The 24,606-nt window shown below is 70.8% G+C and carries 16 protein-coding genes; 13 read left to right on the top strand and 3 right to left on the bottom strand.

From position 1 onward, the window contains the following. Nucleotides 1-276: 276 nt before the first annotated feature. Nucleotides 277-969 carry an endo alpha-1,4 polygalactosaminidase gene (locus tag BS83_RS22870; protein ID WP_332262345.1) on the top strand — a complete coding sequence of 231 codons (693 nt, stop codon included), beginning with the start codon at nt 277-279 and terminating at the stop codon, nt 967-969. On the opposite strand, the gene BS83_RS22865 is transcribed toward BS83_RS22870, so the two are convergent. After that, the gene (locus BS83_RS22865; RefSeq protein WP_037605436.1) at nt 938-1,495 is read right to left on the bottom strand and encodes a GNAT family N-acetyltransferase; all 558 of its coding nucleotides are present in this window, start codon (nt 1,493-1,495) and stop codon (nt 938-940) included. The two genes, BS83_RS22870 and BS83_RS22865, sit on opposite strands and share 32 nt — an antisense overlap. 236 nt (nt 1,496-1,731) lie before the next feature. Between BS83_RS22865 and secA the strand changes: the two genes are divergently transcribed. Then, nucleotides 1,732-4,452: a preprotein translocase subunit SecA gene (secA, locus tag BS83_RS22860; RefSeq protein WP_037605434.1), complete on the top strand. Its 2,721-nt coding sequence runs from the start codon at nt 1,732-1,734 to the stop codon at nt 4,450-4,452. A gap of 173 nt (nt 4,453-4,625) precedes the next feature. Here the strand turns inward: secA and BS83_RS22855 are convergent, their stop codons facing one another. Further along, entirely contained in the window at nt 4,626-5,066 is a 441-nt protein-coding gene (locus BS83_RS22855; RefSeq protein ID WP_037605433.1) for an Rv3235 family protein, read from the bottom strand. Nucleotides 5,067-5,334: 268 nt separating this feature from the next. On the opposite strand from BS83_RS22855, the gene BS83_RS22850 reads away from it, so the two are divergent. From BS83_RS22850 to BS83_RS22800, 11 genes are all read left to right on the top strand, one after another. Further along, nucleotides 5,335-5,850 (top strand): DUF6912 family protein, encoded by a 516-nt coding sequence (locus BS83_RS22850; protein WP_037605432.1) that lies wholly within the window; start codon nt 5,335-5,337, stop codon nt 5,848-5,850. A gap of 53 nt (nt 5,851-5,903) precedes the next feature. After that, nucleotides 5,904-6,551 (top strand): HAD family hydrolase, encoded by a 648-nt coding sequence (locus BS83_RS22845; RefSeq protein WP_037605431.1) that lies wholly within the window; start codon nt 5,904-5,906, stop codon nt 6,549-6,551. Between the two features lie 7 nt (nt 6,552-6,558). Continuing rightward, the gene (gene pruA, locus BS83_RS22840) at nt 6,559-8,196 is read left to right on the top strand and encodes an L-glutamate gamma-semialdehyde dehydrogenase (protein ID WP_037605429.1); all 1,638 of its coding nucleotides are present in this window, start codon (nt 6,559-6,561) and stop codon (nt 8,194-8,196) included. 333 nt (nt 8,197-8,529) lie between these two features. Beyond that, nucleotides 8,530-13,416, top strand: a complete 4,887-nt coding sequence (locus tag BS83_RS22835; RefSeq protein WP_037605428.1) for an NAD-glutamate dehydrogenase — start codon at nt 8,530-8,532, stop codon at nt 13,414-13,416. A 205-nt stretch (nt 13,417-13,621) separates the two neighbouring features. After that, nucleotides 13,622-14,989 (top strand): ABC transporter substrate-binding protein, encoded by a 1,368-nt coding sequence (locus BS83_RS22830; protein WP_037605427.1) that lies wholly within the window; start codon nt 13,622-13,624, stop codon nt 14,987-14,989. 146 nt (nt 14,990-15,135) lie between these two features. Beyond that, nucleotides 15,136-16,110, top strand: a complete 975-nt coding sequence (locus BS83_RS22825) for a carbohydrate ABC transporter permease (protein ID WP_037605426.1) — start codon at nt 15,136-15,138, stop codon at nt 16,108-16,110. Then, a complete protein-coding gene (locus BS83_RS22820; protein WP_037605425.1) occupies nt 16,107-17,033 on the top strand; it encodes a carbohydrate ABC transporter permease in 927 nt (308 codons plus the stop codon). Before BS83_RS22825 ends, BS83_RS22820 begins: the two co-directional genes overlap by 4 nt. 123 nt (nt 17,034-17,156) lie before the next feature. After that, nucleotides 17,157-17,993 (top strand): ABC transporter ATP-binding protein, encoded by an 837-nt coding sequence (locus BS83_RS22815; protein ID WP_037605424.1) that lies wholly within the window; start codon nt 17,157-17,159, stop codon nt 17,991-17,993. Next, on the top strand, nt 17,990-18,883 hold the full coding sequence (locus tag BS83_RS22810) for an ABC transporter permease (protein ID WP_037605422.1): 894 nt from the start codon (nt 17,990-17,992) through the stop codon (nt 18,881-18,883). The genes BS83_RS22815 and BS83_RS22810 overlap by 4 nt, the downstream gene beginning before the upstream one ends. A gap of 40 nt (nt 18,884-18,923) precedes the next feature. Then, a complete protein-coding gene (locus BS83_RS22805) occupies nt 18,924-20,012 on the top strand; it encodes an ABC transporter substrate-binding protein (RefSeq protein ID WP_051943652.1) in 1,089 nt (362 codons plus the stop codon). 205 nt (nt 20,013-20,217) lie between these two features. Next, the gene (locus tag BS83_RS22800; RefSeq protein WP_051943650.1) at nt 20,218-21,438 is read left to right on the top strand and encodes a glycosyltransferase 87 family protein; all 1,221 of its coding nucleotides are present in this window, start codon (nt 20,218-20,220) and stop codon (nt 21,436-21,438) included. Nucleotides 21,439-21,631: 193 nt separating this feature from the next. Here the strand turns inward: BS83_RS22800 and BS83_RS22795 are convergent, their stop codons facing one another. After that, the gene (locus BS83_RS22795) at nt 21,632-24,466 is read right to left on the bottom strand and encodes an FHA domain-containing protein (protein ID WP_037605420.1); all 2,835 of its coding nucleotides are present in this window, start codon (nt 24,464-24,466) and stop codon (nt 21,632-21,634) included. Between the last annotated feature and the right edge of the window lie 140 nt (nt 24,467-24,606).

The raw sequence follows: 24,606 nt of genomic DNA, 5'->3' as shown, positions 1-24,606 counted from the left end.
GCGCGAACACCCACCCGAAGTGGGTACCCCCGGCCGAAGGCTGGGGGAGGATGGCCCTGCGCGTTCGGGGTCCACCCGGGTGGGTGGCTTGTCGCCCGGTTCCTCGCGCCCCTGATGGTGCAGCTGGGCCCGCGCGGTAGGGGCCCGCGTGCGATTCGGGCGGGCCTCGCGTGTGCAGGGGTCGCGCTCACACTGGCCGCGTGTGCCGGAGGGGTTGCACCGGTGGAGGTCACGCCCACGTCCTTGCCGTCGGCGCGGAGCGCGCAGGCGCGGTGGGTGCCAGCGGTGGGGGAGAGCTGGCAGTGGCAGTTGACCACGCCCGTCGACACCACCGTCGCCGCGCAGGTCTACGACATCGACGCCGTCGACAACTCCGCCGCCGTCGTGGCGACCCTGCACGCCGCCGGACGGAGGGTCGTCTGTTACGTCAACGCCGGTGCGTGGGAGCCGTATCGGCCCGACGCCGGGCGGTATCCCCAGGCGCTGCTCGGAAAAGCGCTCGAAGGGTGGCCCGACGAGCGCTGGCTGGACGTGCGGCGGCTGGACCTGCTGGCGCCGCTCCTGGCGCAGCGCGTCGACGCATGTCGGGCCAAGGGGTTCGACGGGGTCGAGCCGGACCAGCTCGACGGCTACGCCAACGACACCGGCTTTCCCCTCACCGCCGCGGACCAGCTCGCCTTCGACCGGCTCGTCGCGCGCCTCGCGCACGCGCGCGGGCTCGCCGTCGGATTGAAGAACGACCTCGACCAGGTCGTCGCGCTCCAGCCGGACTTCGACTTCGCCGTCAACGAGCAGTGCGCCGAGTTCCAGGAGTGCGCCCTGCTCAGTCCCTTCGTCGCCGCGCACAAGCCCGTCTTCGAGGCCGAGTACCACCTGCCGGGGTCGGCTTTCTGTGCGGAATCCCGACGGCTCGGGCTGAGCGCGATCCGCAAGCACCTCAGTCTCGACGCATGGCGCGATCCGTGCTGAGCAGTCCGCCGATCCAGGCGTCGCTCCGGACGCCGTGCTGCAGCAGCCGGGAGCGAAGGGTGCCCTCGAAGCGGAAGCCGACCTTCTCGGCGACCGCGCGGGAGCCCTGGTTCCCGACCATGGCCAGCCACTCGATCCTGGCCACGCCGACCTCGTCGAAGGCCCAGTCGCACATCGCGGCCACCGCCTCCGCCGTGAAGCCCTGCCGACGCTGGGACGGCACGCTCCAGTAGCCGATCTCCAGCACGCCGTCGGTCCGGAACTGGCGGCCGTGGAAGCCGGTGGAGGCGACCAGTTCGCCGGTGTCCCTGCGGAAGCAGCCGAAGTTCAGCAGGGTCTCCTCCGCCCAGCCCTTGGGGCAGATCTCCCTGACGAAGCTCTCCGCGTGCTCACGCCGGTACGGCACCGGCACGCTGGTGAACCGCTGGGTGTCCGGGTCCTGGCAGGCGGCGTGGATGCCGTCGATGTCCGCGTCGGTGAACTGGCGGAGCGAGAGACGCGCGGTTTCCAAGATCACAGGGTCCATCGAAGAAGTATCCCGGAAGCCCCACCTTCGAACATCCGCATTTCCGCTGTCCGTTTTCGACCGCTGTCGCCGTAAAACGAATGCCACTCTCAAGGACGACATCATCCCTCGTGCTGACGGACCTCCCGGCTGGTGGGGCTCCTCGCATACGATGGGCTCGCGGTGGCCCAATCGTTACCGCGAGCAAGGTGCCAGAAACCAGCCGCCCGGTCCGCCCAGGCAAGGAGCCAGCCCACGTGTCCGTCTTCGACAAGATCCTGCGTGCAGGCGAAGGAAAGATCCTTCGCAAGCTCACCAAGATCGCAGAACAGGTCAACTCCATCGAAGAGGACTTCGTCAACCTGACGGACGCCGAGCTGCGTGCGCTCACCGAAGAGTTCCGTGAGCGCCTCGCGGACGGCCAGACGCTGGACGACATCCTCCCCGAGGCCTTCGCCACCGTGCGCGAGGCCGCCAAGCGCACCCTCGGTCAGCGTCACTACGACGTTCAGATCATGGGTGGCGCGGCGCTGCACTTCGGGTACGTCGCCGAGATGCGCACCGGTGAGGGCAAGACCCTCGTCGGCACGCTCCCGACCTACCTGAACGCGCTCGCCGGCAAGGGCGTGCACCTGATCACCACCAACGACTACCTCGCCGAGCGCGACTCGGAGTGGATGGGCCGGGTGCACCGCTTCCTCGGCCTCGAGGTCGGCTGCATCCTGGCGAACATGTCGCCCGCCGAGCGCCGGGCGCAGTACGCCTGCGACATCACCTACGGCACCAACAACGAGTTCGGCTTCGACTACCTGCGCGACAACATGGCGTGGTCGAAGGACGAGCTGGTGCAGCGCGGCCACAACTTCGCGGTCGTCGACGAGGTCGACTCGATCCTGATCGACGAGGCCCGTACCCCGCTGATCATCTCCGGACCGGCCGACGCCGCCACCAAGTGGTACGGCGACTTCGCCAAGATGGTGCAGCGCCTCAAGATCGACCGGGACTACGAGGTCGACGAGAAGAAGCGCACCGTCGGCATCCTGGAGGCGGGCGTCACCCGCGTCGAGGACTACCTCGGCATCGAGAACCTCTACGACGTCTCCAACACCCCGCTGGTGGGCTTCCTCAACAACGCCATCAAGGCGAAGGAGCTCTACAAGGCGGACAAGGACTACGTCGTCATGAACGGCGAAGTCATGATCGTCGACGAGCACACCGGCCGTATCCTCGCCGGCCGCCGCTACAACGAGGGCATGCACCAGGCGATCGAGGCCAAGGAGGGGGTGGAGGTCCAGAACGAGAACCAGACCCTGGCCACCATCACCCTGCAGAACTTCTTCCGCCTCTACACGAAGCTCTCCGGCATGACCGGTACCGCCTCGACCGAGGCGGCGGAGTTCCACCAGATCTACAAGCTCGGCGTCGTGCCGATCCCGACCAACAAGCCGCCGCTGCGCGTGGACCAGCCGGACCTGATCTACAAGTCCGAGCCGGCGAAGTTCGCCGCCGTGGTCGAGGACATCGTCGACAAGCACGAGAAGGGCCAGCCGGTCCTGGTCGGCACCACCTCGGTCGAGAAGTCCGAGTACCTCTCGCAGGAGCTGCGCAAGCGCGGGGTCCAGCACGAGGTGCTCAACGCGAAGAACCACGAGCGCGAGGCCCAGGTCGTGGCGCAGGCCGGCCGCAAGGGCTCGGTGACGGTGGCCACCAACATGGCCGGCCGTGGCACCGACATCATGCTCGGCGGCAACCCTGAGCACCTGGCCGCGGCCGAGCTGGCGCAGCGCGGGCTCTCCCCGGTCGAGACGCCGGACGAGTACGAGGCCGCGTGGGGCTCCGCCCTGGACAAGGCCAAGGAGGCCGTCAAGGCCGAGCAGGAGGAGGTCCAGGATCTGGGCGGCCTCTACGTGCTCGGCACCGAGCGGCACGAGTCCCGCCGTATCGACAACCAGCTGCGCGGTCGTTCCGGCCGTCAGGGCGACCCGGGCGAGTCCCGCTTCTACCTGTCGCTGGGCGACGACCTGATGCGCCTCTTCAAGGCCGGCATGGTCGAGCGCGTGCTCTCGATGGCGAACGTCCCCGAGGACGTGCCGATCGAGTCGAAGATGGTGACCCGCGCGATCGCGTCCGCGCAGACCCAGGTCGAGCAGCAGAACTTCGAGATCCGGAAGAACGTCCTCAAGTACGACGAGGTGCTCAACCGGCAGCGCGAGGTCATCTACGGCGAGCGCCGCCGCGTGCTCGAGGGCGAGGACCTGCACGAGCAGATCGACCACTTCATCGACGACACCGTCGACGCGTACGTGCGCGACGCCACGGCGGACGGCTTCGCGGAGGAGTGGGACTGGGACAAGCTCTGGGCCGCGCTGGCCCAGCTCTACCCGATCAGCCTCAAGGTCGAGGACCTGGAGGACGAGAACGGCGACCGTTCCGGCATCACCGCGGACATGCTGTCCGAGGCGGTCAAGGAGGACGTCCACGGCCGCTACGTCGACCGCGAGGACCAGCTGGGCGAGACGGTCATGCGCGAGCTGGAGCGCCGGGTCGTGCTGTCGGTCCTGGACCGCCGCTGGCGCGAGCACCTCTACGAGATGGACTACCTCCAGGAGGGCATCGGCATGCGCGCTCTCGCGCAGCGCGACCCGCTGGTGGAGTACCAGCGTGAGGGCTTCGACATGTTCAACGCGATGATGGACGGGATCAAGGAGGAGTCCGTCTCCTACCTGTTCAACCTGGAGGTCCAGGTCGAGCAGCAGGTGGAGGAGGTCCCGGTGGACGCGGCTCCGGTGGAGATCCGCGCGAAGGGGCTGGACGCCCCGCAGCGTCCGGACCGCCTGCACTACAAGGCGCCGACGATGGACACCGCCGACGGCGTGGTGGAGACCGACATCTCCATGGACGACGACTCCGAGGACGACGGCCTCACCCGCGCGGAGCGCCGCAAGGCCGCGAAGGGCGGCCGTCGCCGCAAGAAGTAGTCGCACTCTCCAGGGGCGCGAGTCTCTGCCGGGCCCGTTGCACCATCAGGGGCGCGGGGAACTGCGCGACAAGCCACCGTGAGTGGGGAGTCGCCGCACGAGCAGGGCCATCCGCACAGGGTGGTTGCTCGCGCAGTTCCTCGCGCCCCTTGGCGTTGCCACTGGCTCGCTTCTCACCAGCGGCTCTCCAGAGCCGTGAAGCGCCAGGTGGCCTGCTGGCTGCGGGTGAGGGCGCGGCATTCGAGGCGGAAGGCGAGGGTCTCGGTGCGGTCGCCCACGCGGACCAGGGCGGTGATCTCCAGGGCGTCGCGACGCGGCGCGGAGTCGAAGACGCGGTGCAGGACCGGGGCCGAGCCGTCGGCGCGGAGGCAGGCCAGGGCGCGGAGGGTGCGGACGCGGGAGTAGACGTCCTCCGTCGCGAAGGCGAGCAGCTGCTCCAGCGGCCGCAGGCCGGTCAGGACCTCCAGCAGGCGCTGGGCGTAGGCGCGGGCCAAGGCGTTGTGCGGGGTGGTGCCGGGGGCCTGGCGGCGCGTCGCGCCCAGGCTGTGGACGCGGCCGATCCGGACGTTGGCGGGGGCGGCCTGGCGCTGCGCGGTGCGGGTCGTCGTGTTCATGGGGCAGTGCTATCCGGCCCCGTGGGACGCGGCAAGCAGTCCCGTAGCCGGCCGGAGGCCGTCGGCAGAATCACTTATCCGAGTGAAAATGCCATGCTGACCTGCAAGGATGTACGAACCCCCGATGGCCCGACGGTTACCGGGAGCGACGGAAAGCCACTCGATCGGCTACGCTGCGCGACCGCCGTACCGGCGTCGGGTTGACCGCCTATCCTGGGCCCGGAAGCCCGACCACCCCTGCCGACCCTTCCCGACCGGAGCGCCAGCGATGCGCGTGTACGTGCCCCTCACCCTGACCGGTCTCGCGCAGGCCCACGCCGACGGAGCCGTCGCGCCCGCGCCGCTGCGCGCCTACGCGGTGACGCCGGCCCTGCGCGAGTGGTACCTGAGCGACGACATCGAGGAGCTGGAGTACGCGGCCCTGGTCCGCGCCGCCCAGGCGTCGCTGCGGCTGCTGGCCGCGGACGGGGACGCGCCGCGCCGCCGGGTCGTCGTCGCCGCGGACGTGCCGGACGCGACGGTCACGCTGCAGGTGAACGCCGAGCACGAGGACGCCGCCGCGCTCGGGGCCGTGCTGCTGGGCGAGTCGCTGCGGCTGGCCAAGGCCGCAGCCGTGCACGCGGACGCGGACGACGCGGAGGTGCTGGAGGACGTCGCCGCGGCCGCGCTCGCGCTGCCCGCCGCCGACGCGGGGGACGAGGACGCCCGCTTCACCGTCGACGGCGCCGAGGACCACGAGCTGCTCTGGTTCGCGACGCAGGAGATCCCCGGGCTGCTGCCGTGACCCTCTCACCCGCGCCGGCCGCGCTGTCGGACCGAGGAGATACCGTCGCCACCATGCGCGCACACATCGTCTGGGACTGGAACGGCACCCTCTTCGACGACATCGAGGCCGTGGTGGGGGCGAGCAACGCCGCCTTCGCGGAGCTCGGGCTGCCGTCGTTCAGCGTGGCCGAGTACCGCGAGTGGTACCGCGTGCCGGTGATCGACTGCTATGCCGACCGCCTGGGCCGGATGCCGTCCACCGAGGAGTGGCAGCGGATGGACGCCGTCTTCCACGAGCACTACACGGCCAGGCGTGACAGCTGCGGCCTCGCCGTGGGCGCGATGGAGATCCTGCGGGCCAGGGCCTCGCAGTCGCTGCTGTCCATGTACGGGCACGACGAACTGGTCCCGCTCGTGCGCAGCCTGGGGATCGAGAGCCACTTCCGCCGGGTCGACGGCCGGGACGGCACCTCCGGCATCTCCGGCAAGGGCCAGTACCTGATACGGCACCTCGCCCACCTCGGCGGCGAGGTCGACCCGGCCGTCGTCGTCCTGATCGGCGACGTCCCCGACGACGCCGCGGCCGCCGCCGAGGCGGGGGTGCGGTCGGTGCTGTACACCGGCGGGGCCGGATCGCGGCGCGAGCTGTCCCGCATCGGAGTGCCGGTGGCCGACACTCTGGCCGAGGCTGTCGCCTGCGCGGAGGCGCTCGTCGCATGATGACTGCATGTCAGATCTCGACGCGGTCACCCAGGTCCCGGCCCCGCTGAACGAGCCGGTCCACGGCTACGCTCCCGGCAGTCCCGAGCGGGCCAGACTGGAGGCGCGGCTGGCCGAGTTCGCCGCGGCGAGCGACACCCCGCTCACCATGACCGTCGGCGGCATGCAGCGTCTCGGCGGCGGCGAACGGATCGACGTGGCGCAGCCGCACCACCACTCCGCACGGCTGGGCGTGCTCGGGAACGCGACGGCCGAGGACGTGGGCCAGGCCGTCGACGCTGCTCTGGCCGCGGCGCCAGCCTGGCGGGAGCTGAGCTTCGACGACCGTGCGGCCGTGTTCCTGAAGGCCGCCGACCTGCTGGCGGGGCCCTACCGGGAGACCGTCGCCGCCGCCACCATGCTCGGCCAGTCCAAGACCGCGCAGCAGGCGGAGATCGACGCGCCCTGCGAGCTGGTCGACTTCTGGCGCTGGAACGTGCACTTCGCCCGCGAGCTGCTCGCCGACCAGCCGGTCAGCAGCCCCGGGGTGTGGAACCGGGCCGACCACCGGCCGCTGGAGGGCTTCGTCTGCGCCGTCACCCCGTTCAACTTCACCGCCATCGCCGGCAACCTCCCCACCGCTCCGGCGCTGATGGGCAACACCGTCGTCTGGAAGCCCTCGCCCACCCAGACGCTCTCCGCCCACGCCGTGATGCGGGTGCTGGAGGCGGCCGGGCTGCCGCCCGGCGTGATCAACATGGTGACCGGCGACGGCCGCGCGCTCTCCCAGGTCGCGCTGACCCACCCCGCACTCGCCGGGATCCACTTCACCGGCTCGACCGCCACCTTCCAGCACCTGTGGCAGACGGTCGGCGCGAACATCGGTTCCTACCGCTCCTATCCGCGCCTGGTCGGGGAGACCGGCGGCAAGGACTTCGTCCTGGCCCACCCGAGCGCCGACCCCGCCGTGCTGAAGACGGCGCTGATCCGTGGCGCCTTCGAGTACCAGGGCCAGAAGTGCTCGGCCGCCTCGCGCGCCTACATCCCCCGCAGCGTCTGGCGGGCGATCAAGGACGACTTCCTCGACGAGGTGCGCGGGCTGACCGCGGGCGACGTGGCCGATCTGTCCAACTTCATGGGCGCGCTGATCGACGACCGCGCCTACGCCAAGAACGCCGGCGCCATCGCCCGCGCCCGTGACGACCACAGCCTCGACATCGTCGCCGGGGGCCACTGCGACGACGCCATCGGCTGGTTCGTCGGCCCGACCGTGATCACCTCCACCGACCCACGCCACGAGATCTTCGCCACCGAGTACTTCGGCCCGATCCTGGCCGTGCACGTCTACGAGGACGCGCGCTGGGAACAGACGATGGACCTGGTCGATGCCGCCGCCCCCTATGCCCTGACCGGCGCGGTCATCGCCCAGGACCGGGCGGCGATCGCCCGCGCCACGGCCAGGCTCCGCTTCGCCGCGGGCAACTTCTACGTCAACGACAAGCCGACCGGCGCGGTCGTGGGGCAGCAGCCGTTCGGCGGCGGACGGGCTTCGGGGACCAACGACAAGGCGGGCGCGAAGCAGAACCTGCTGCGCTGGACGTCCACGCGTTCCATCAAGGAGACGTTCGTGCCGCCGACCGACCACCGCTATCCGCACATGGGGTGAGGGGCGCCGGAGGAGTGGCGAGGGGCTGGTGGGGCGTGTGAGGCCGAGGGGAGAGGCTCCCAGGTGAACAAGGTGGAAGGCCTCGTACGCATGCCCTTGGACAAGTCGTACAGCACGGCCCAAAGATCCTGACGCAGTGCACCGATCCGGCCCGGGACATGTACTCCTACCCCGGTTAGGCTCGACCGGAACCACCAAGGCTTGTCCGATCATCCCTCGCGATGGGGGAGGATAGGGACAGACCCGGTGGATCATGGGCAAACCGATGCCTACCGACGTAACCGTGCACCCACCGAGTCACGCAACGGCGCGCGACAGGAGCCAGGATCAGTCATGCAGACCCAGCTGGACGCAGCTAAGGCCGAACTGCTCAGCAAGGCAGCTCAGGGAGAGGCGCTCGGCAACGGCGCCCTTGCCTCCTACCTGAAGCACTACTACCTGCACACAGCCCCCGAGGACCTGCTCGACCGGGATCCGGTCGACGTCTACGGCGCGGCGGCCTCCCACCACCGGCTCGCGGCGAAGCGCCCGCAGGGCTCGGCCGAGGTCCGGGTGTACACCCCGACCGTCGAGGAGAACGGCTGGTCCTGCGGCCACACCGTGGTCGAGGTCGTCACCGACGACATGCCCTTCCTGGTCGACTCGGTCACCAACGAGCTGACCCGCCAGGACCGCGGCATCCACGTGGTGATCCACCCGCAGCTGCTGGTCCGCCGCGACATCACCGGCAAGCTTCTCGAGGTCCTCGACGCCGACGCCTGCGCCGCCGACCGCCCGGCCGACGCGCTGCTCGAGTCGTGGATGCACATCGAGATCGACCGCGAGACCGACCGTGACGACCTGCGCGCCATCGAGGTGGACCTGCGCCGCGTGCTGGGCGACGTCCGCGAGGTCGTCGAGGACTGGTCGAAGATGCGCGACTCCGCGCTCCGCCTCTCCGACGAGCTCCAGGCGACCCCGCCGGCCGGCCTGGCCGAGCAGGAGGTCGCCGAGACCTGGGACCTGCTCCGCTGGCTCGCCGACGACCACTTCACCTTCCTCGGCTACCGCGAGTACGACCTGGTGCAGACCGAGGACGGCGAGGACGCGCTGCACGCCGTGCCCGGCACCGGCCTCGGCATCCTGCGCTCCGACCCCAAGGCCAGCTCGTCCTCCTCCTTCGGCCGCCTGACCGCGCCGGCCCGCGCCAAGGCCCGCGAGCAGAAGCTGCTGGTGCTGACCAAGGCCAACAGCCGCGCCACCGTGCACCGCCCGTCCTACCTGGACTACGTCGGCGTCAAGAAGTTCGACGCCCAGGGCAACGTCATCGGCGAGCGCCGCTTCCTCGGCCTGCTCTCCGCCGCCGCCTACACCGAGTCGGTCAACCGCGTGCCGGTCGCCCGCCGCAAGGTGACCGAGGTGCTGGCCGAGTCCGGCTTCAGCGCCGAGAGCCACGACGGCCGCGACCTGGTCCAGATCCTGGAGACCTACCCGCGCGACGAGCTCTTCCAGACCCCGGTCGAGGAGCTGCTCTCCATCGCGCACTCCGTGCTCTACCTCCAGGAGCGCCGCAAGCTGCGCATGTTCCTGCGCCAGGACGAGTACGGCCGCTACTTCTCCGCGCTGGTCTACCTGCCGCGTGACCGCTACACCACCCGTGTCCGGCTCCGCCTGATGGACCTGCTGATGCAGGAGCTCGGCGGCGCCACGATCGACTACACCGCGTGGAACACCGAGTCGGTCCTGGCCCGTCTGCACTTCGTCATCCGGGTGCCCTCCGGCACCGAGCTGCCGCACCTGACCGAGTCGGACATCGACCGGCTGGAGGCCAAGCTCGCCGAGGCCGCCCGTTCCTGGGCCGACGGCTTCAACGAGGTGCTGGTCCGCGAGTGCGGCGAGGAGCGCGCCGCCGAGGCGGCCCGTCGCTACAACAACGCCTTCCCCGACGGCTACCGCGCCGACTTCACCCCCGCCACCGGCGTCGCCGACCTGCGGCAGCTGGAGGCGCTGAGCGGGGCCGGGGACTTCCGCCTCAACCTCTACCAGCCGGTCGACGCCGAGGGCGACGAGCGCCGCTTCAAGATCTATTGGGAGGGCGGCTCGGTCTCGCTCACCGAGGTGCTGCCGGTCCTCTCCCGCCTGGGCGTCGAGGTGCTCGACGAGCACCCCTACGAGCTGCGCCGCACCAACGACGCCGTGGCCTGGGTCTACGACTTCGGCCTCAAGCTGCGTCCGGAGATCGCCGACAGCATCACCGACGAGAGCCGCGAGCGCTTCCAGGAGGCCTTCGCCGCCGTCTGGACCGGCAAGGCGGAGAACGACGGCTTCAACTCCCTCGTCCTGCGCGCCGCGCTGAGCTGGCGTCAGGCCATGGTGCTCCGCGCCTACGCCAAGTACCTGCGCCAGGCGGGCGTCGCCTTCTCGCAGGACTACATGGAGGACGCGCTCCTCAACAACGTCCACGTGACCCGGCTGCTGGTGAACCTCTTCGAGGCCCGGCTCTCGCCCGCGCACACGCACAGCGCGGCCGAGCTGACCGAGGGCATCCTGGAGGAGCTCGACGGCGCCCTGGACCAGGTCGTCAGCCTCGACGAGGACCGCATCCTGCGCTCCTTCCTCTCGCTGATCCGGGCCACCCTGCGCACCAACTTCTTCCAGCGCGACGCGGCGGGCGAGCCGCACGCCTACGTGTCGATGAAGTTCGACCCGCAGGCCATCCCCGACCTGCCGGCCCCGCGTCCCGCCTTCGAGATCTGGGTCTACTCGCCCCAGGTCGAGGGCGTGCACCTGCGCTTCGGCAAGGTCGCCCGAGGCGGCCTGCGCTGGTCCGACCGCCGTGAGGACTTCCGCACCGAGATCCTCGGCCTGGTCAAGGCGCAGATGGTGAAGAACACCGTCATCGTGCCGGTCGGCTCCAAGGGCGGCTTCTTCGCCAAGCAGCTCCCCGACCCGGCGGCCGACCGCCAGGCCTGGATGGACGAGGGCATCTCCTCCTACCGGACCTTCATCTCGGGTCTGCTCGACATCACCGACAACCTGGTCGCCGGCGAGGTCGTGCCGCCCAAGGACGTGGTCCGCCACGACGCCGACGACACCTACCTGGTCGTCGCCGCCGACAAGGGCACCGCGACCTTCTCCGACATCGCCAACGGCGTGGCGGGCGAGTACGAGTTCTGGCTGGGCGACGCCTTCGCCTCGGGCGGCTCGGCCGGCTACGACCACAAGGGCATGGGCATCACCGCCCGCGGCGCCTGGGAGTCGGTCAAGCGCCACTTCCGCGAACTGGGCCACGACACCCAGGCGGAGGACTTCACCGTCGTCGGCATCGGCGACATGTCCGGTGACGTCTTCGGCAACGGCATGCTGCTCAGCGAGCACATCCGGCTGGTCGCGGCCTTCGACCACCGCCACATCTTCGTGGACCCGAACCCGGACTCCGCCGGCACCTTCGTCGAGCGCAAGCGCCTCTTCGACCTGCCGCGCAGCTCCTGGGAGGACTACGACGCCAAGCTGATCTCGGCGGGCGGCGGCATCTTCCCGCGCAGCGCCAAGGCGATCACCATCACCCCGCAGATGCGCGAGGCGCTGGGCATCGAGGCGGGCGTCTCCCGGATGACCCCGGCCGAGCTGATGAAGGCGATCCTGCTCGCCCCGGTCGACCTGCTGTGGAACGGCGGCATCGGCACCTACGTCAAGGCCTCGACCGAGAACAACGCCGAGGTCGGCGACAAGGCCAACGACGCGATCCGCGTCGACGGCGGCGCGCTGCGGGTCAAGGTCCTCGGCGAGGGCGGCAACCTGGGCGCGACCCAGCTGGGCCGGATCGAGTTCGCGACCCTCGGCAACGGCGGCGAGGGCGGCGCGGTCAACACCGACGCCATCGACAACTCGGCGGGCGTGGACACCTCGGACCACGAGGTGAACATCAAGATCCTGCTCAACCAGGTCGTCATGGACGGCGACATGACGACCAAGCAGCGCAACGCCCTGCTGGCCGAGATGACCGACGCCGTCGGCGAGCACGTGCTGCAGAACAACTACGCGCAGAACGTCGCCCTGGCCAACGCCCTCTCGCAGGCGCCGAGCATGCTCAACGTGCACCAGCGGATGATCCGCAGGCTGGTCGCGGACGGGCACCTCAACCGGGCCCTGGAGTTCCTGCCCAGCAACGCGCAGATCCGTGAGCGCGCGGCGGCCGGGCGCGGGCTGACCCAGCCCGAGCTGGCCGTGCTGCTGGCCTACACGAAGATCACCCTGGCCGACGAGATCCTCGCCTCGGACCTGCCGGACGACCCGTACCTCCAGGGCAAGCTGCACCGCTACTTCCCGCCGCAGCTGCAGACGCGCTTCGAGCAGCAGATCGACTCGCACGCACTGCGCCGCGAGATCATCACCACGGTCGTGGTCAACGAGACCATCAACCGCGGCGGCTGCACCTTCGCCTTCCGCCTCAAGGAGGAGACGGGCGCGACCTACGAGGAGATCGTCCGCTCGCACAGCGCGGCCCGCGCGATCTTCGACCTCAAGGGCCTGTGGCGGTCCGTCGAGGCGCTGGACAACGAGGTCCCGGCCGACGTGCAGACCAAGATGCGCCTGCACGCGCGTCGTCTGGTCGAGCGCGCCACCCGCTGGCTGCTCAACAACAGGCGCCAGCCGCTCGACATCGCCGAGACCATCGAGGTCTTCCGCGAGCGGGTCAACCTGGTCTGGGACAGGGTGCCCGAGCTGGTCCAGGGCTCGGACCTGGCCTGGTACGAGAGCGTCCGCGACGAGCTGCTGGAGGCCGGCGTCCCCGAGGAGCTGGCGATCAGGTTCGCCGGTCTCTCCTCGGCCTTCCCCTCGCTGGACATCATCGAGGTGGCGGACCGCAAGGGCGCCGACGTGATGGAGGTCGCCAAGGTCTACTACGACCTCGGTTCGCGCCTGCAGATCGCCGAGCTGCTGGACCGGATCATCGAGCTGCCGCGCACCGACCGCTGGCAGTCGATGGCCCGCGCGGCCATCCGCGAGGACCTCTTCGCGGCCCACGCCACGCTCACCGCGGACATGCTGGGCCACGGCGAGCCCGGCGCGACCCCGGAGGAGCGCTTCCAGGCCTGGTCCGAGACCAACGCCACGCTGGTCAACCGCGCCCGGACCACGCTCGACGACATAAGGACGTCGGAGTCGTACGACCTGGCCAACCTCAGCGTCGCGATGCGGGTCATCCGCACGCTGCTGCGGACCGGGTCGATGCGCTGAGCCGCAGGTGATCGACGGGGGCTTCCGGCTTGTGCCGGGAGCCCCCATCACGTTTTCATGACGTTCAAGATCTGAACGCGGCACGACCTCTTGGCCAGGACTTGGCCTCAGGTTATGGTCCTAACTCTCTGCTTGGCTCGCTGTTCGGCTCCACTGTTTGGCTCCCTGCACGGCGCGCACCAGCCACCCCTCTTGGAGGCTCGCAATGCACAGATCCACCAGCTCCGCACGCAGCGTGCTCGCGGTGGGGGCAGCCGCCGCGCTCGTGCTCCTCGCGGGCTGTTCCAACTCCTCCACCAGCACGGGCACGAAAGCCAGCGCGACGCCGACCCTGGCCGGCGACTGCGCGCCGTTCCAGGCCTACGCGGGGCACTCCGGCACCACGGTGACGATGTTCGCCTCGATCCTGAGCCCGGAGTCCGACTCGCTCCAGCAGTCCTGGGCGAAGTTCAGCTCCTGCACCGGCATCAAGATCTCGTATGTGGGCTCCAACGACTTCGAGTCCCAGCTCCCGGTGAGGGTCAGCGGCGGCAACGCCCCGGACCTGGCGATCATCCCGCAGCCGGGCCTGCTGCAGCAGATGGTGAAGACCGGCAAGGTGGTCAAGCCCCCGGCCGCGACCGTGGCGAACGAGGCCAAGTGGAGCGCCGTCTGGAAGACCTACGGGTCGGTCGACGGCACCTTCTACGCGGCGCCGATGAGCGCCAACATGAAGTCGCTGGTCTGGTACTCGCCCAAGGCCTTCGCCGCGGCCGGCTACACGGTCCCGACGACCTGGGCCGACCTGATGTCGCTGAGCGACAAGATCGCCAAGGCGGGCAAGAACAAGCCGTGGTGCGGCGGCATCGGCTCCGGCACGGCGACCGGCTGGCCCGCGACGGACTGGCTGGAGGAGGTCGTCCTCGGCAAGTACGGCGGCGACGTCTACGACAAGTGGGTCAGCCACCAGATCAAGTTCTCCGACCCGCAGATCATCGACGCGATGAACACGGTCCAGGGCTGGATGCACAACTCCGCCTGGGTCAACGGCGGCATCGGCAACGTGCAGTCGATCGCCTCGACGACCTTCCAGGACGCGGGCGCGCCGATCCTGACCGGCAAGTGCTCGATGCTGCAGCAGGCCTCCTTCTACGAGGCGCAGTGGCCCAAGGGCACCAAGATCGGCCCCGACGGCGACATCTGGGCGTTCCACCTCCCGGCGGCGAACCCGGCGATCACCACCCCGGTCGAGGGCGGCGGCGAGTTCGTGGCGGCCTTCAGCAGCAGGCCGGAGGTGCAGGCGGTGCAGAACTACCTGTCCACCTCGGACTGGGCGACCAGCCGCATCAAGGTGGCTCCCGGCTGGGTCTCGGCGAACCAGGGCGTCGACCCCTCGGTCTACACCGACCCGGTCGACCAGCTCTCGGCGAAGTACCTGACCGACCCGTCGGCGACCTTCCGCTTCGACGCCTCCGACCTGATGCCGGCCGCAGTGGGCGCGGGCCAGGAGTGGAAGTCCTTCACCGCCTGGTTCGCCCAGAACCAGTCGGTCACGAAGACCGCCTCCGACATCGACGCCGCCTGGCCCCAGTGAGGTAGCTGCACCTCCAGGGGCGCGGGGAACTGCGCGACAAGCCACCGAGTGTGGTGGGTCGCCGAACGAGCAGGGCCATCCGCACCGGGTGGGTTGCTCGCGCAGTTCCCCGCGCCCCTGAGGGCTGACCTAGGAGCGAAACGCTTATGTGGGCCGACGCATCGGTCAAGTTCGTCAACACCTTCGGCGCGCTCGCGGGCTTCGCGGGCGTGCTGCTGGTGTTGTTCTACTTCGGCGGGCGCGCCAAGGGGCGCATGTCGCGGCGGCTCGCCATCGTCATCCTGCTCGGGCCCGGCCTGCTGCTGCTCGTCGTCGGGCTGGCGGTGCCCGTCGTGCGGACGATCTACCTGAGCCTCTTCAACGACGACAGCAGCAAGTACCTTGGCGCCGGCAACTACACCTGGGCCCTCCAGAACGACGACATCCACCAGGTCCTGCTGAACACCCTGCTGTGGATCGTCGTCGCCCCGCTCGTCACCACCGGCCTCGGGCTCGGACTCGCGCTGCTGGTCGACCGGCTGCGCGGGCAGGCCGTCTACAAGTCGCTGATCTTCCTGCCGATGGCGATCTCCTTCGTCGGCGCGAGCATCATCTGGAAGTTCGTCTACGACTACCGCGATCCCGCGCAGCCGCAGATCGGCCTGCTCAGCCAGATCTGCATCTGGCTCGGCTGGTCCCATCCGCCGAACTGGATCCTGTCGCACCCGCTGAACAACTTCCTGCTGATGGTCGTCATGATCTGGGTGCAGACCGGTTTCGCCATGGTGGTCCTGTCCGCGGCGATCAAGGCCATCCCCGAGGACGTCACCGAGGCCGCCGTCCTGGACGGAGCCCGCGGCTGGCGGCTCTTCGCGCACGTGACCATCCCGATGATCCGCAGCACGGTGATCGTCGTGCTGACCACCGTCATGATCACCACGCTCAAGCTCTTCGACATCATCCGCACCATGACCGGCGGCAACTTCGGCACCCAGGTGCTGGCCAACGAGATGTACTCGCAGGCCTTCGTGGAGTTCAACGTGGGCCGCGGCAGCAGCCTCGCCGTGCTGCTCTTCCTCGCCGTGCTGCCGCTCGTCGCGTACAACATCATGCTGCTGCGGAAGGAACGGGAAGTCCGATGACGAGGCAGGGGACTCTCGCGCGGCCCACCGGCGTCCGCCGCGCCCTCAGCAGCCCGTTCGCGACGCTCGCGGTGCTGGTGATGACACTGCTGTGGACGCTGCCCACCTTCGGTCTGCTGGTCACCTCGCTGCGCCCGCAGAGCGACGTCGCACAGTCGGGGTGGTGGGAGGTCTTCGTCCACCCGCACTTCACCCTGTCCAACTATCACGACGTCCTGTTCAACGGCGGCTTCGGCGTCAGCGACGGCCTGATGCCCTACCTGGTCAACTCGCTGGCGATCACCATCCCGGCCACCGTCTTCCCGATCGCGCTGGCGTCGATGGCCGCGTACGTGCTCGCCTGGGTGCCGTTCAAGGGCAGCGACACCATCTTCTTCGTCTTCTTCGCGCTCCAGGTGGTGCCGTTGCAGATGGCCCTGGTGCCGCTGCTCCAGCTCTTCTCCGGCGGTGCGCACGTCGGCAGCGCGACGGTCTTCCCCGCGCTGGGTCTCGGTGGCACCTACGCGCCGGTCTGGCTGGCGCACACGATGTTCGCTCTGCCGCTGGCGGTCTTCCTGCTGCACAACTTCATCGCCCAGCTGCCGCGCGACCTGATCGAGGCGGCCAGGGTCGACGGGGCCAGCCACTTCCGCGTCTTCCGCTCCATCGTGCTGCCGCTGGCCACACCCGCGCTGGCCTCGTTCGCGATCTTCCAGTTCCTCTGGGTCTGGAACGACCTGCTGGTCGGCCTCACCTTCACCGGCGGCACGCCGGAGGTGGCCCCGATGACGGCACGGCTGGCCCAGCTCTCCGGCTCCTTCGGCGACCACTGGGAGATCCTCACGGCCGGCGCCTTCGTCTCCGTGATCATCCCGCTGATCGTCTTCTTCTCGCTCCAGCGCTACTTCGTGCGGGGTCTGCTGGCGGGCTCCGTCAAGGGCTGAGCAGAACGCGCAGAAAGGCTTTTACGCGGCCAACGGCCAACAACAAGGGAAACAGAGACGTAACAAGAGTCCCGCTCTAGCTTCTGAATACCTCGAACCGGGGTTTTGGAAGGAGCGGGACTCATGGCCGATACGAACAATGGCCGAATCGAGATTGAAGGCGTCACCAAGCGCTTTCTGACGCCTGGCGGCGAGATCTTCACCGCCATTCAGGACGTGTCGTTCACCGTCGAGCCGGGCCAGTTCTGCGCCGTCGTCGGGCCGACCGGCTGCGGGAAGTCCACCACGCTGGGCCTGGTCTCCGGTCTGGACAAGCCCAGCGAGGGCACCGTCAGGGTCGGCGGCAAGGTGGTCGACGGGATCACCGACGGCGTCAGCTTCATGTTCCAGGCGGACGCACTGCTGCCCTGGAAGACGGTGCTGGCGAACGTCGCTCTCGGGCCGGTCTTCAAGGGCGCCGGCAAGGCCGAGGCGCAGTCCCGCGCGCGGGACTGGCTGCGCCGGGTGGGTCTCGCCGGCTTCGAGGACCGCTATCCGCACCAGCTCTCCGGCGGTATGCGCAAGCGCGTGGCTATGGCCGCGGCGCTGATCAACGAGCCCAAGATCCTCATGATGGACGAGCCGTTCGGCGCCCTGGACGTGCAGACCAAGGCGATCATGTCGAACGAGCTGCTGGGCCTGTGGGAGCAGAGCCGTCCGGCGGTCCTCTTCATCACCCACGACCTGGACGAGGCCGTCGCCCTCGCGGACAAGGTCGTCGTGATGACCTCGAGCCCGGGCACGGTCAAGGCGGTCTACGACATCGACCTGCCCCGTCCCCGCGGCTCCGTCCAGGAGATCCGCTTCCAGCCGCGCTTCCTGGAACTGCAGCACCAGATCTGGGACACCCTCCGCGAGGAGGTCGAGCGCGCCTACGCGCACACCGCCGGGGGCCCCACGCAGGAAGGCAAGGCAGCATGAGCACCGCATCCACCTCCGCATCCGCCGCTCCGGTCGACGCCGCTCCCGTCGCCCAGGGACAGGCCGTCGCCCGCGCCGGGAGGCGGGCGGTCCAACGCCGGAAGGCGGCCGTCTGGGCGGCCAGGTTCGGCTTCGCCGTTCTGGTCCTGGGCGGTTGGGAGATCGCCGCCCGGACGAACGTGATCGACCCGTTCTTCTACGGGCAGCCCTCGGGCATCTGGAAGAGCCTGCTCAACCTGTTCCAGCACGGGACGGAGTTCGGCTCCATCTACGAGAACATCTGGGTCACCATCCAGGAGGCCCTGATCGGCTTCGCGGTCGGTGCGCTCGCCGGTGTCGTCGTCGGAGTGGCGCTGGGTCAGAGCCGCTTCCTCGCCGAGGTGCTGGGCCCCTACATCAAGATCGTCAACGCCATTCCGCGCATCGTCCTCGGCTCGATCTTCATCGTCGCCTTCGGCATCGGGACGCTGCCGAAGATCCTGCTCGCCGCGGTGCTGGTGTTCTTCGTGGTCTTCTTCAACGCCTTCCAGGGCGTGCGCGAGGTGGACCGCAACATCCTCGCCAACGCCAAGGTGCTCGGCGCCTCGCGGTTCCAGGTCACCAAGCACGTCATCGTCCCCTCCGCGCTGACCTGGATCATCGCCTCGCTGCACAGCGCCTTCGGGTTCGCCATCGTCGGCGCCCTGGTGGGCGAGGTGCTCGGGGCCCAGAAGGGCCTCGGCCTGGTCATCAAGACCGCGCAGAACCAGTTCGACCCGAACACGGTCTTCGCGGCCATGTTCCTGATCGCGGCCCTTGTCCTCGTCGCCGAGTGGCTGATCGGAAAGCTGGAGCACCGCCTGCTGTCCTGGCGGCCCGCCGCTCCCTCCGAGGCGTCCAACGCCATCTGACGCGTACGCACCCCCACCCTTGAAAGGTACGTGGCTCCTCATGTTCAAGCGCACCCTCGTCGCCTCCTGTCTCGCCCTGGCCACCCTCGGCGCGGCGACCGCCTGCTCCTCCTCCGGCTCCAGCACCAGCACCGACGCGAACGGCCACGCCGTGCCGACGGTGAGACTCATGGTCGGGGGCATCGACAAGCAGATCTACCTGCCCTACCAGCTGGCGCAGAACCTGGGCTTCTACAAGAAGTACGGCGTCAACGTCGTGCTCAGCACCGAGCAGGACGGCGGTGTCGGCGCCGAGGACGCGATGGCCTCCGGCCAGGTCGACATGTCCGGCGCCTGGTACAACCACACCATCGACTTCCAGATGAAGGGCAAGGCGGTCGAGGACATCATCCAGCTCTCCGGCGCCCCGGGCGAGCGCGTGATGTGCGCCAACGGCACCAACGTCCACTCCGCGGCCGACTTCAAGGGCAAGGTCATCGGCGTCACGGACATCGGGTCCGGCACGGACACCCTGATCAAGTTCCTCGCCGCGCAGAAGGGCTTGAAGACCAGCGACTTCAGCCGCCTCGGCGTCGGCGCGGGCTCGACCGTGGTCGCCGCCCTGCAGAACCACAAGGCCGCCTGCGCGATCACCACGCAGCCGACGGTCGCCGCGCTGGAGAAGAAGGGCATCGCCTACTCGGCGATCGACCTGGCCACCACGAGCGGCGCGACGGCCGCGCTGGGCGGCATGTGGCCCGCCGCCTCGGTGCTGGCCCGCACGGACTGGGTCAACTCCCACAAGGACGCGGCACAGAAGGTCGTCGACGCGCTGGTCGCGACCATGCACTGGATCAACACCCACACCGCGACGGACATCGCGAACAACCTGCCGAGCTCGTTCGTCTCCAACGCGCTGGTGACCAAGGACGACTACATCACCGCGCTGACCCAGGACAAGGGCCAGTTCCTGCCGGACGGCCTGATGCCGGCCGGCGGCCCGAAGACCTCGCTGGCGACGGAGGAGCTGGCCGGCAACGCGAACTCCTCGGCCGACCTCTCCACCACCTTCACCAACGACTTCGTGATCGCGGCGAACAAGCTGGAGGGCTTCACCACGACCACGACCCCGGCCGGCCCCAACGGCTGAGCCCGAACGACCCACGGCGTGAGCCGGCCGCCCCGGGGGGCGGCCGGCTCACGCGCGTGCCCGCACAACGGCGTACATCGCGGGGATGACGTCGCGTCGGCGTCGTTCCGGCGAGGGACGAAAGGTCGCTTCGACGGCCGACGTGCGGTGACCGGCCCCGACCGTAACTTCTGCTGTGTCAGCAGGAGATGAGGGAGGGACCACCGTGAGCAGCGTCATCGTCGAGGCACCCGCGCCCGTCGCGGCACCGCCGGTCGCGGCACGCAGGACCCGGTCGGAGCGGAGCGCGGTCTGGGCGGCCGGTTGGCTGGTCGCGGCAGGCTGGGCGGGATCGTTCCTGGTCATCTCGGACCAGGTCACGCACCGCACCTGGGGTGCCACGGCGGCGGTCGCGTATCTGGCGGCGGCGGGCGTGGCCGCGTTCGGGCGGCTTCGGTTGTCGGTGATCCTCGCGCTGGTCGGCGCGGTGGCGCTGCCGCTCACCTGGCTGGTGCTCACCGGGCAGGCGCAGGCGGAGGTCCGGGTCATGGAGCGCTCGATGGCACTGCTGCTGCACACCGGCAGCCCGTACGTGGCACGACCTGCCGGGCTGAACGACTACAACCCCTACCTGCCGGGCCAGTCGCTCTTCGGACTGCCGCACGCGCTGGGCGTGTTCGGCCCGCTGGGCGACGCGCGGCTGTGCTGCGCGGCGTTCCTGGCGCTGTGCCTGGCCGTCGGGCGAAGGGTGCTGCGCGGCTCGCCGCTGGGGTTCGGCTTCGGCGGCGACTACGGCAGGTCGGGGATCTCCTACGGCACGGCGGTCGGGGCGCTGGTGGCCTCGCCGTTCCTGGCGTTGCCGCTCTGCGTGAGCGGCGTCGACATCCCGCTGATCGGCGTCTGCTGTCTCGCTCCGGCGCTGGCCCTGCGGGGGCGGCCGGTGGCGGCGGGCCTGGTCCTGGCCTTCGCCTGCACCCTGAAGTGGACCGCGTGGCCGGTCGTCCCTGTGGTCCTGGCGGCGCTGTTCGCCCTCTACGGGCGGCGGGCCGCGCTGAGGTGCGCCGCGGTGACGGTGGCCGGCGCGGGGGCGGTCGTCCTGCCGTTCGCGCTGAGCGCGCCGAAGGCGCTGGTGGACCAGGTCTTCCTGTTCCCTACCGGCCACGGCGCGGTGGCCACCCCGGCGAAGAGCCCCCTGCCGGGCGTGCTGCTGGCCGGCCTGGGCGCGGGCGGCACGGCCCTCGCCCTCGGCCTGCTGGCACTGAGCGCGGTCCTGCTGGCGGTCTCCCTCGTCCGCCGCCCCCCGCGCAACGCCGTGGCCTGCGCCGACCGCCTCGCCCTCGGTCTCGCCCTCGCCTTCGCCCTCGCTCCCGCGAGCCGCTGGGGCTACTTCGCCCTCCCCGCCGTCCTCCTCTTCTGGACCCGCCTCGCCTCCCGCCTCCAGGACTGAAGCGGGCGGTCGGTTGCAACTCCCCAGGGGCGCGGGGCTCTGCTTGATCGACTGCGTGCGCGACAAGCCACCCGCGTGCGGATGGTCCTCATCGTGAGGGGCCAGCCACCCAGGGTGGTTTCTCGCGCACGGCAGTCGATCAAGCAGAGCCCCCGCCCCTCAGGTGAGCGCAACTGGGCCTCGAGTCGTTCGGTCAGAGCAGCGGCGCCGACGGGGGAGTGCCGAGGGTGTCGGTGGCGCGTTGGAGGGCGCTGGCGAGGAGGGCGAGGTCGGTGGGGCCGTTGCCGAGTTCGCGGATGGGGCGGGAGGACGGGGGTTCGCCGAGGGAGGACCAGTCCAAGGGGGTGACCGTCGGGCGGAGGGTCGCGGTACGCGGGATGCGGCCGGTGACCCGCGCCGTCTGGAGGGCGACGACGCCGCCGTCGGGGTGGCGGACCAGGCCGCGGCCGGGCTGGTCGTCGGCCAGGGACGCCGCGTCGTCGACGTGGATCAGCAGGGCCGAGGTGATCGGCGAGTCCACCCGCAGCGCGATCCGCAACTGTGCGGAGTCGTCGACGGCGGAGCCCGCCGTGCGCTCGGGCGCGGACGTCGTCACCGCCAGGCGGACGCCCAGCCGCGGGCCGCGCAGCGCCGCGTCCTCCAGGACGTGGGCCAGCGGGGAGCTCAGCAGCGCGTCCCAGTCGTCGACCGCCACGACCAGGTGCGGCAGCGGTTCCGGGTCGACGGCCAGCGAGCCCGAAGGCTGCGGCGGGTAGTCGTCCGCGGGGCGTCGCGGCGGCGCGAGGCTGGCGAGGGCCCGTTCCGCGTGCCACGCGGCGAAGGAGCGGCCCTGCAGCAGCGCCGCGCGGCGGTCCAGCTCGACGCTGAGCGCGTGCGCGGCCTCGCGCAGCGCGGGCCCGTCGGTGGTCGCCACGTGGCCGACGACGTGCGGGAGTTCGACGGCGGGGGAGAGGCCCCGCGTCGGCTCCTGCGGCGGGCGGCCCTCGATCAGCAGCAGGCCGAGCCGGTCCGGGCGTTCGGCGACCGCGAGCGAGGCGAGCAGTGAGCGCAGCAGCTCCGTGCGCCCGGAGCCGGGCGCGCCGCCGATCAGCAGATGGTCCGTCAGGTCGAGCGCGCAGCTGCCGTCCCGGCCGACGCCGACCGTGGCCGTCGGGACCTCGCCCGAGCTGAGCCGCAGTTCGGCCCAGCGGGCGGAGATCTTCGCGGGGGTGACCAGGTCGAGTCCGAGCAGGTCGAGCAGCCGGGCGGCCTCGGGGAGCGCGGACCTGCCGCCCTGACGCCTCGCCGTGTCGGGCTCCCGCAGCGGGGCGAGCGCGCGGGCCAGCCTCCCGGCCCAGGCCGCGCCGACCGCGTCGAGGGCGACGCCCGCGAGCAACTCCCGTTCCGGCGCCGCGCGATGCTGGCCCGCGGCGCGACCGGCTCCGGTGCCGTCGGCCGGACGCTCGATGTCGAGCAGCGTGCCGACCTCGCCGGTGATCGCCACCAGCGCCCCGCAGGCCTGCGGGAGCTCCTCGGGGTGCTCGGCCAGCTGCAGCACGTGGACGTCGCGCGCGCCGCCGTGCGCGATCAGCTCGGCGACGGCGGCGCGGGCCGCCTCGCTGCCCGGGTCGCCGTCCACGACCACGACCGTCGACCGTCCGCGGGAGGGGCCGTGGCCCTGGCGGGCCGTGACGCCGCTCTGCTGCGGGGGCGGACCCTCGGGGGCGTCCTCGCCCCAGCCGGGCGCGAGTTCGGCGAGGCGGGCCTGGGCCTGGCCGGCGTCGAAGGCGGTGAGCGCGCGGCACGGCTGACCGTGGGTGGGGCGCAGGTGGGGGAGCCAGGCGAGCCAGGACCAGCTGTCGGTCCGGTCGTCCAGCGGACGGGCGGGATCGGCCGCGATCAGGACCAGTTCCAGCATCGAGGGGGCGTGCAGCACGGCCAGCTGGGCCAGCAGGCCGCGGGTGAGACCGGCCAGCCGGGCGCGCGGCCCGGTCAGGCCGACGCTGCCGACCGCCCGCAGATCCAGCGTGACGGGCGCGTGCGCACGCGTGCCGAGACGGACGACGAGGGCGTCCTCGTGGTCGGGGTGGCGCTCCCAGAGCCGGGGACCGGGACCGAGCGCGGTCAGCAGCAGCTCCGCAGGATCGGGCCAGCGTCCCGACTCGCGCGGCGGGGACTGCGGCGGCACCACGGCGGAGGCCGCGGGCGCACTGCGGCGCAGCCCGAGCCGGAAGCCGCGGCCGTGCGTCGGCTGCGGGTGGTGCGGGGCGGCGGGTGAGTGCGCGGTGGGCAGCGAGCCGGTGCCGGAGGCGGTGCGCCCGCTCGGCCGGGACGGGACCGGCCCGCGCCCCGCGGCCCGCGTGGTGACCTGCACCGCGCCCTGGCCGTCGGGCACCAGCTCGGCCCGGCCCAGTTGCGCCGGGACCAGCCGCAGCGCGCTCTCGCCGAGCTCGATCAGCCCGCCGGGCGGGACCTGCCGCGGTTCCCCGCCGACGGGGGCGCCGTCCAGGGCCGTGCCGTTCGTCGAGCCGGTGTCCGCGACGCTGACCCGGCCGTCGGCGCCGACCTCCAGCGCGAGGTGGAAGCGGGAGACGTCGGGATCGTCCACAGGGACGTCCGCGTCGGCGGAGCGCCCGACCACGACCCGACCCGGATGGAGCAGGTGGATGCCGCCCGCGTCGGGGCCGCCGACCACGTGCAGCGCGGCCGAGGATCCGGCCGGCTCCACCGCGTCGTCGGGGTCCGGAGTGTCCAGGCGCAGCACCGCGCCGTCGACCAGGGGCGGATGCCCGAGCACGGAACGCTCGTCGAGCCTTCGGCCCTGGGCGAAGAGATGGATGTGCGTCGCCGCGCGCCCGGTGCGTCCGCCGGAACGGACCCCGACCGCGCCCGCGAGCGCCGCGGCCACCGCCCCCAGAGTCGTCCCGACGGGGGCGCTGACCAGCACGTCCGCGGCGGGCGCGGCGGCCTGCGCCGACGACGTCGAATGCGTCGTCGCAGACGCGGGACCGCCCTCACGCGGCCCGAGCACGGTCAGCCGGATCTGCATGCGCCCTTCCCCTTCCCGCCCCGCACGCGATGGTGGTCGCCACGGTGTCGCATGCATCCTCCCATCCGCCACCGTCAGTTCGCGCACGGCACCCAATCGGATGATCTTCGGAACGTATCGGCCGTCCCGACGCGTCTGCA

This window comes from Streptacidiphilus rugosus AM-16, from assembly GCF_000744655.1.
GTDB lineage: Bacteria > Actinomycetota > Actinomycetes > Streptomycetales > Streptomycetaceae > Streptacidiphilus > Streptacidiphilus rugosus.
Note: the sequence above shows the minus strand (reverse complement) of the source record. Positions and strands in the feature narration are given on the sequence as shown.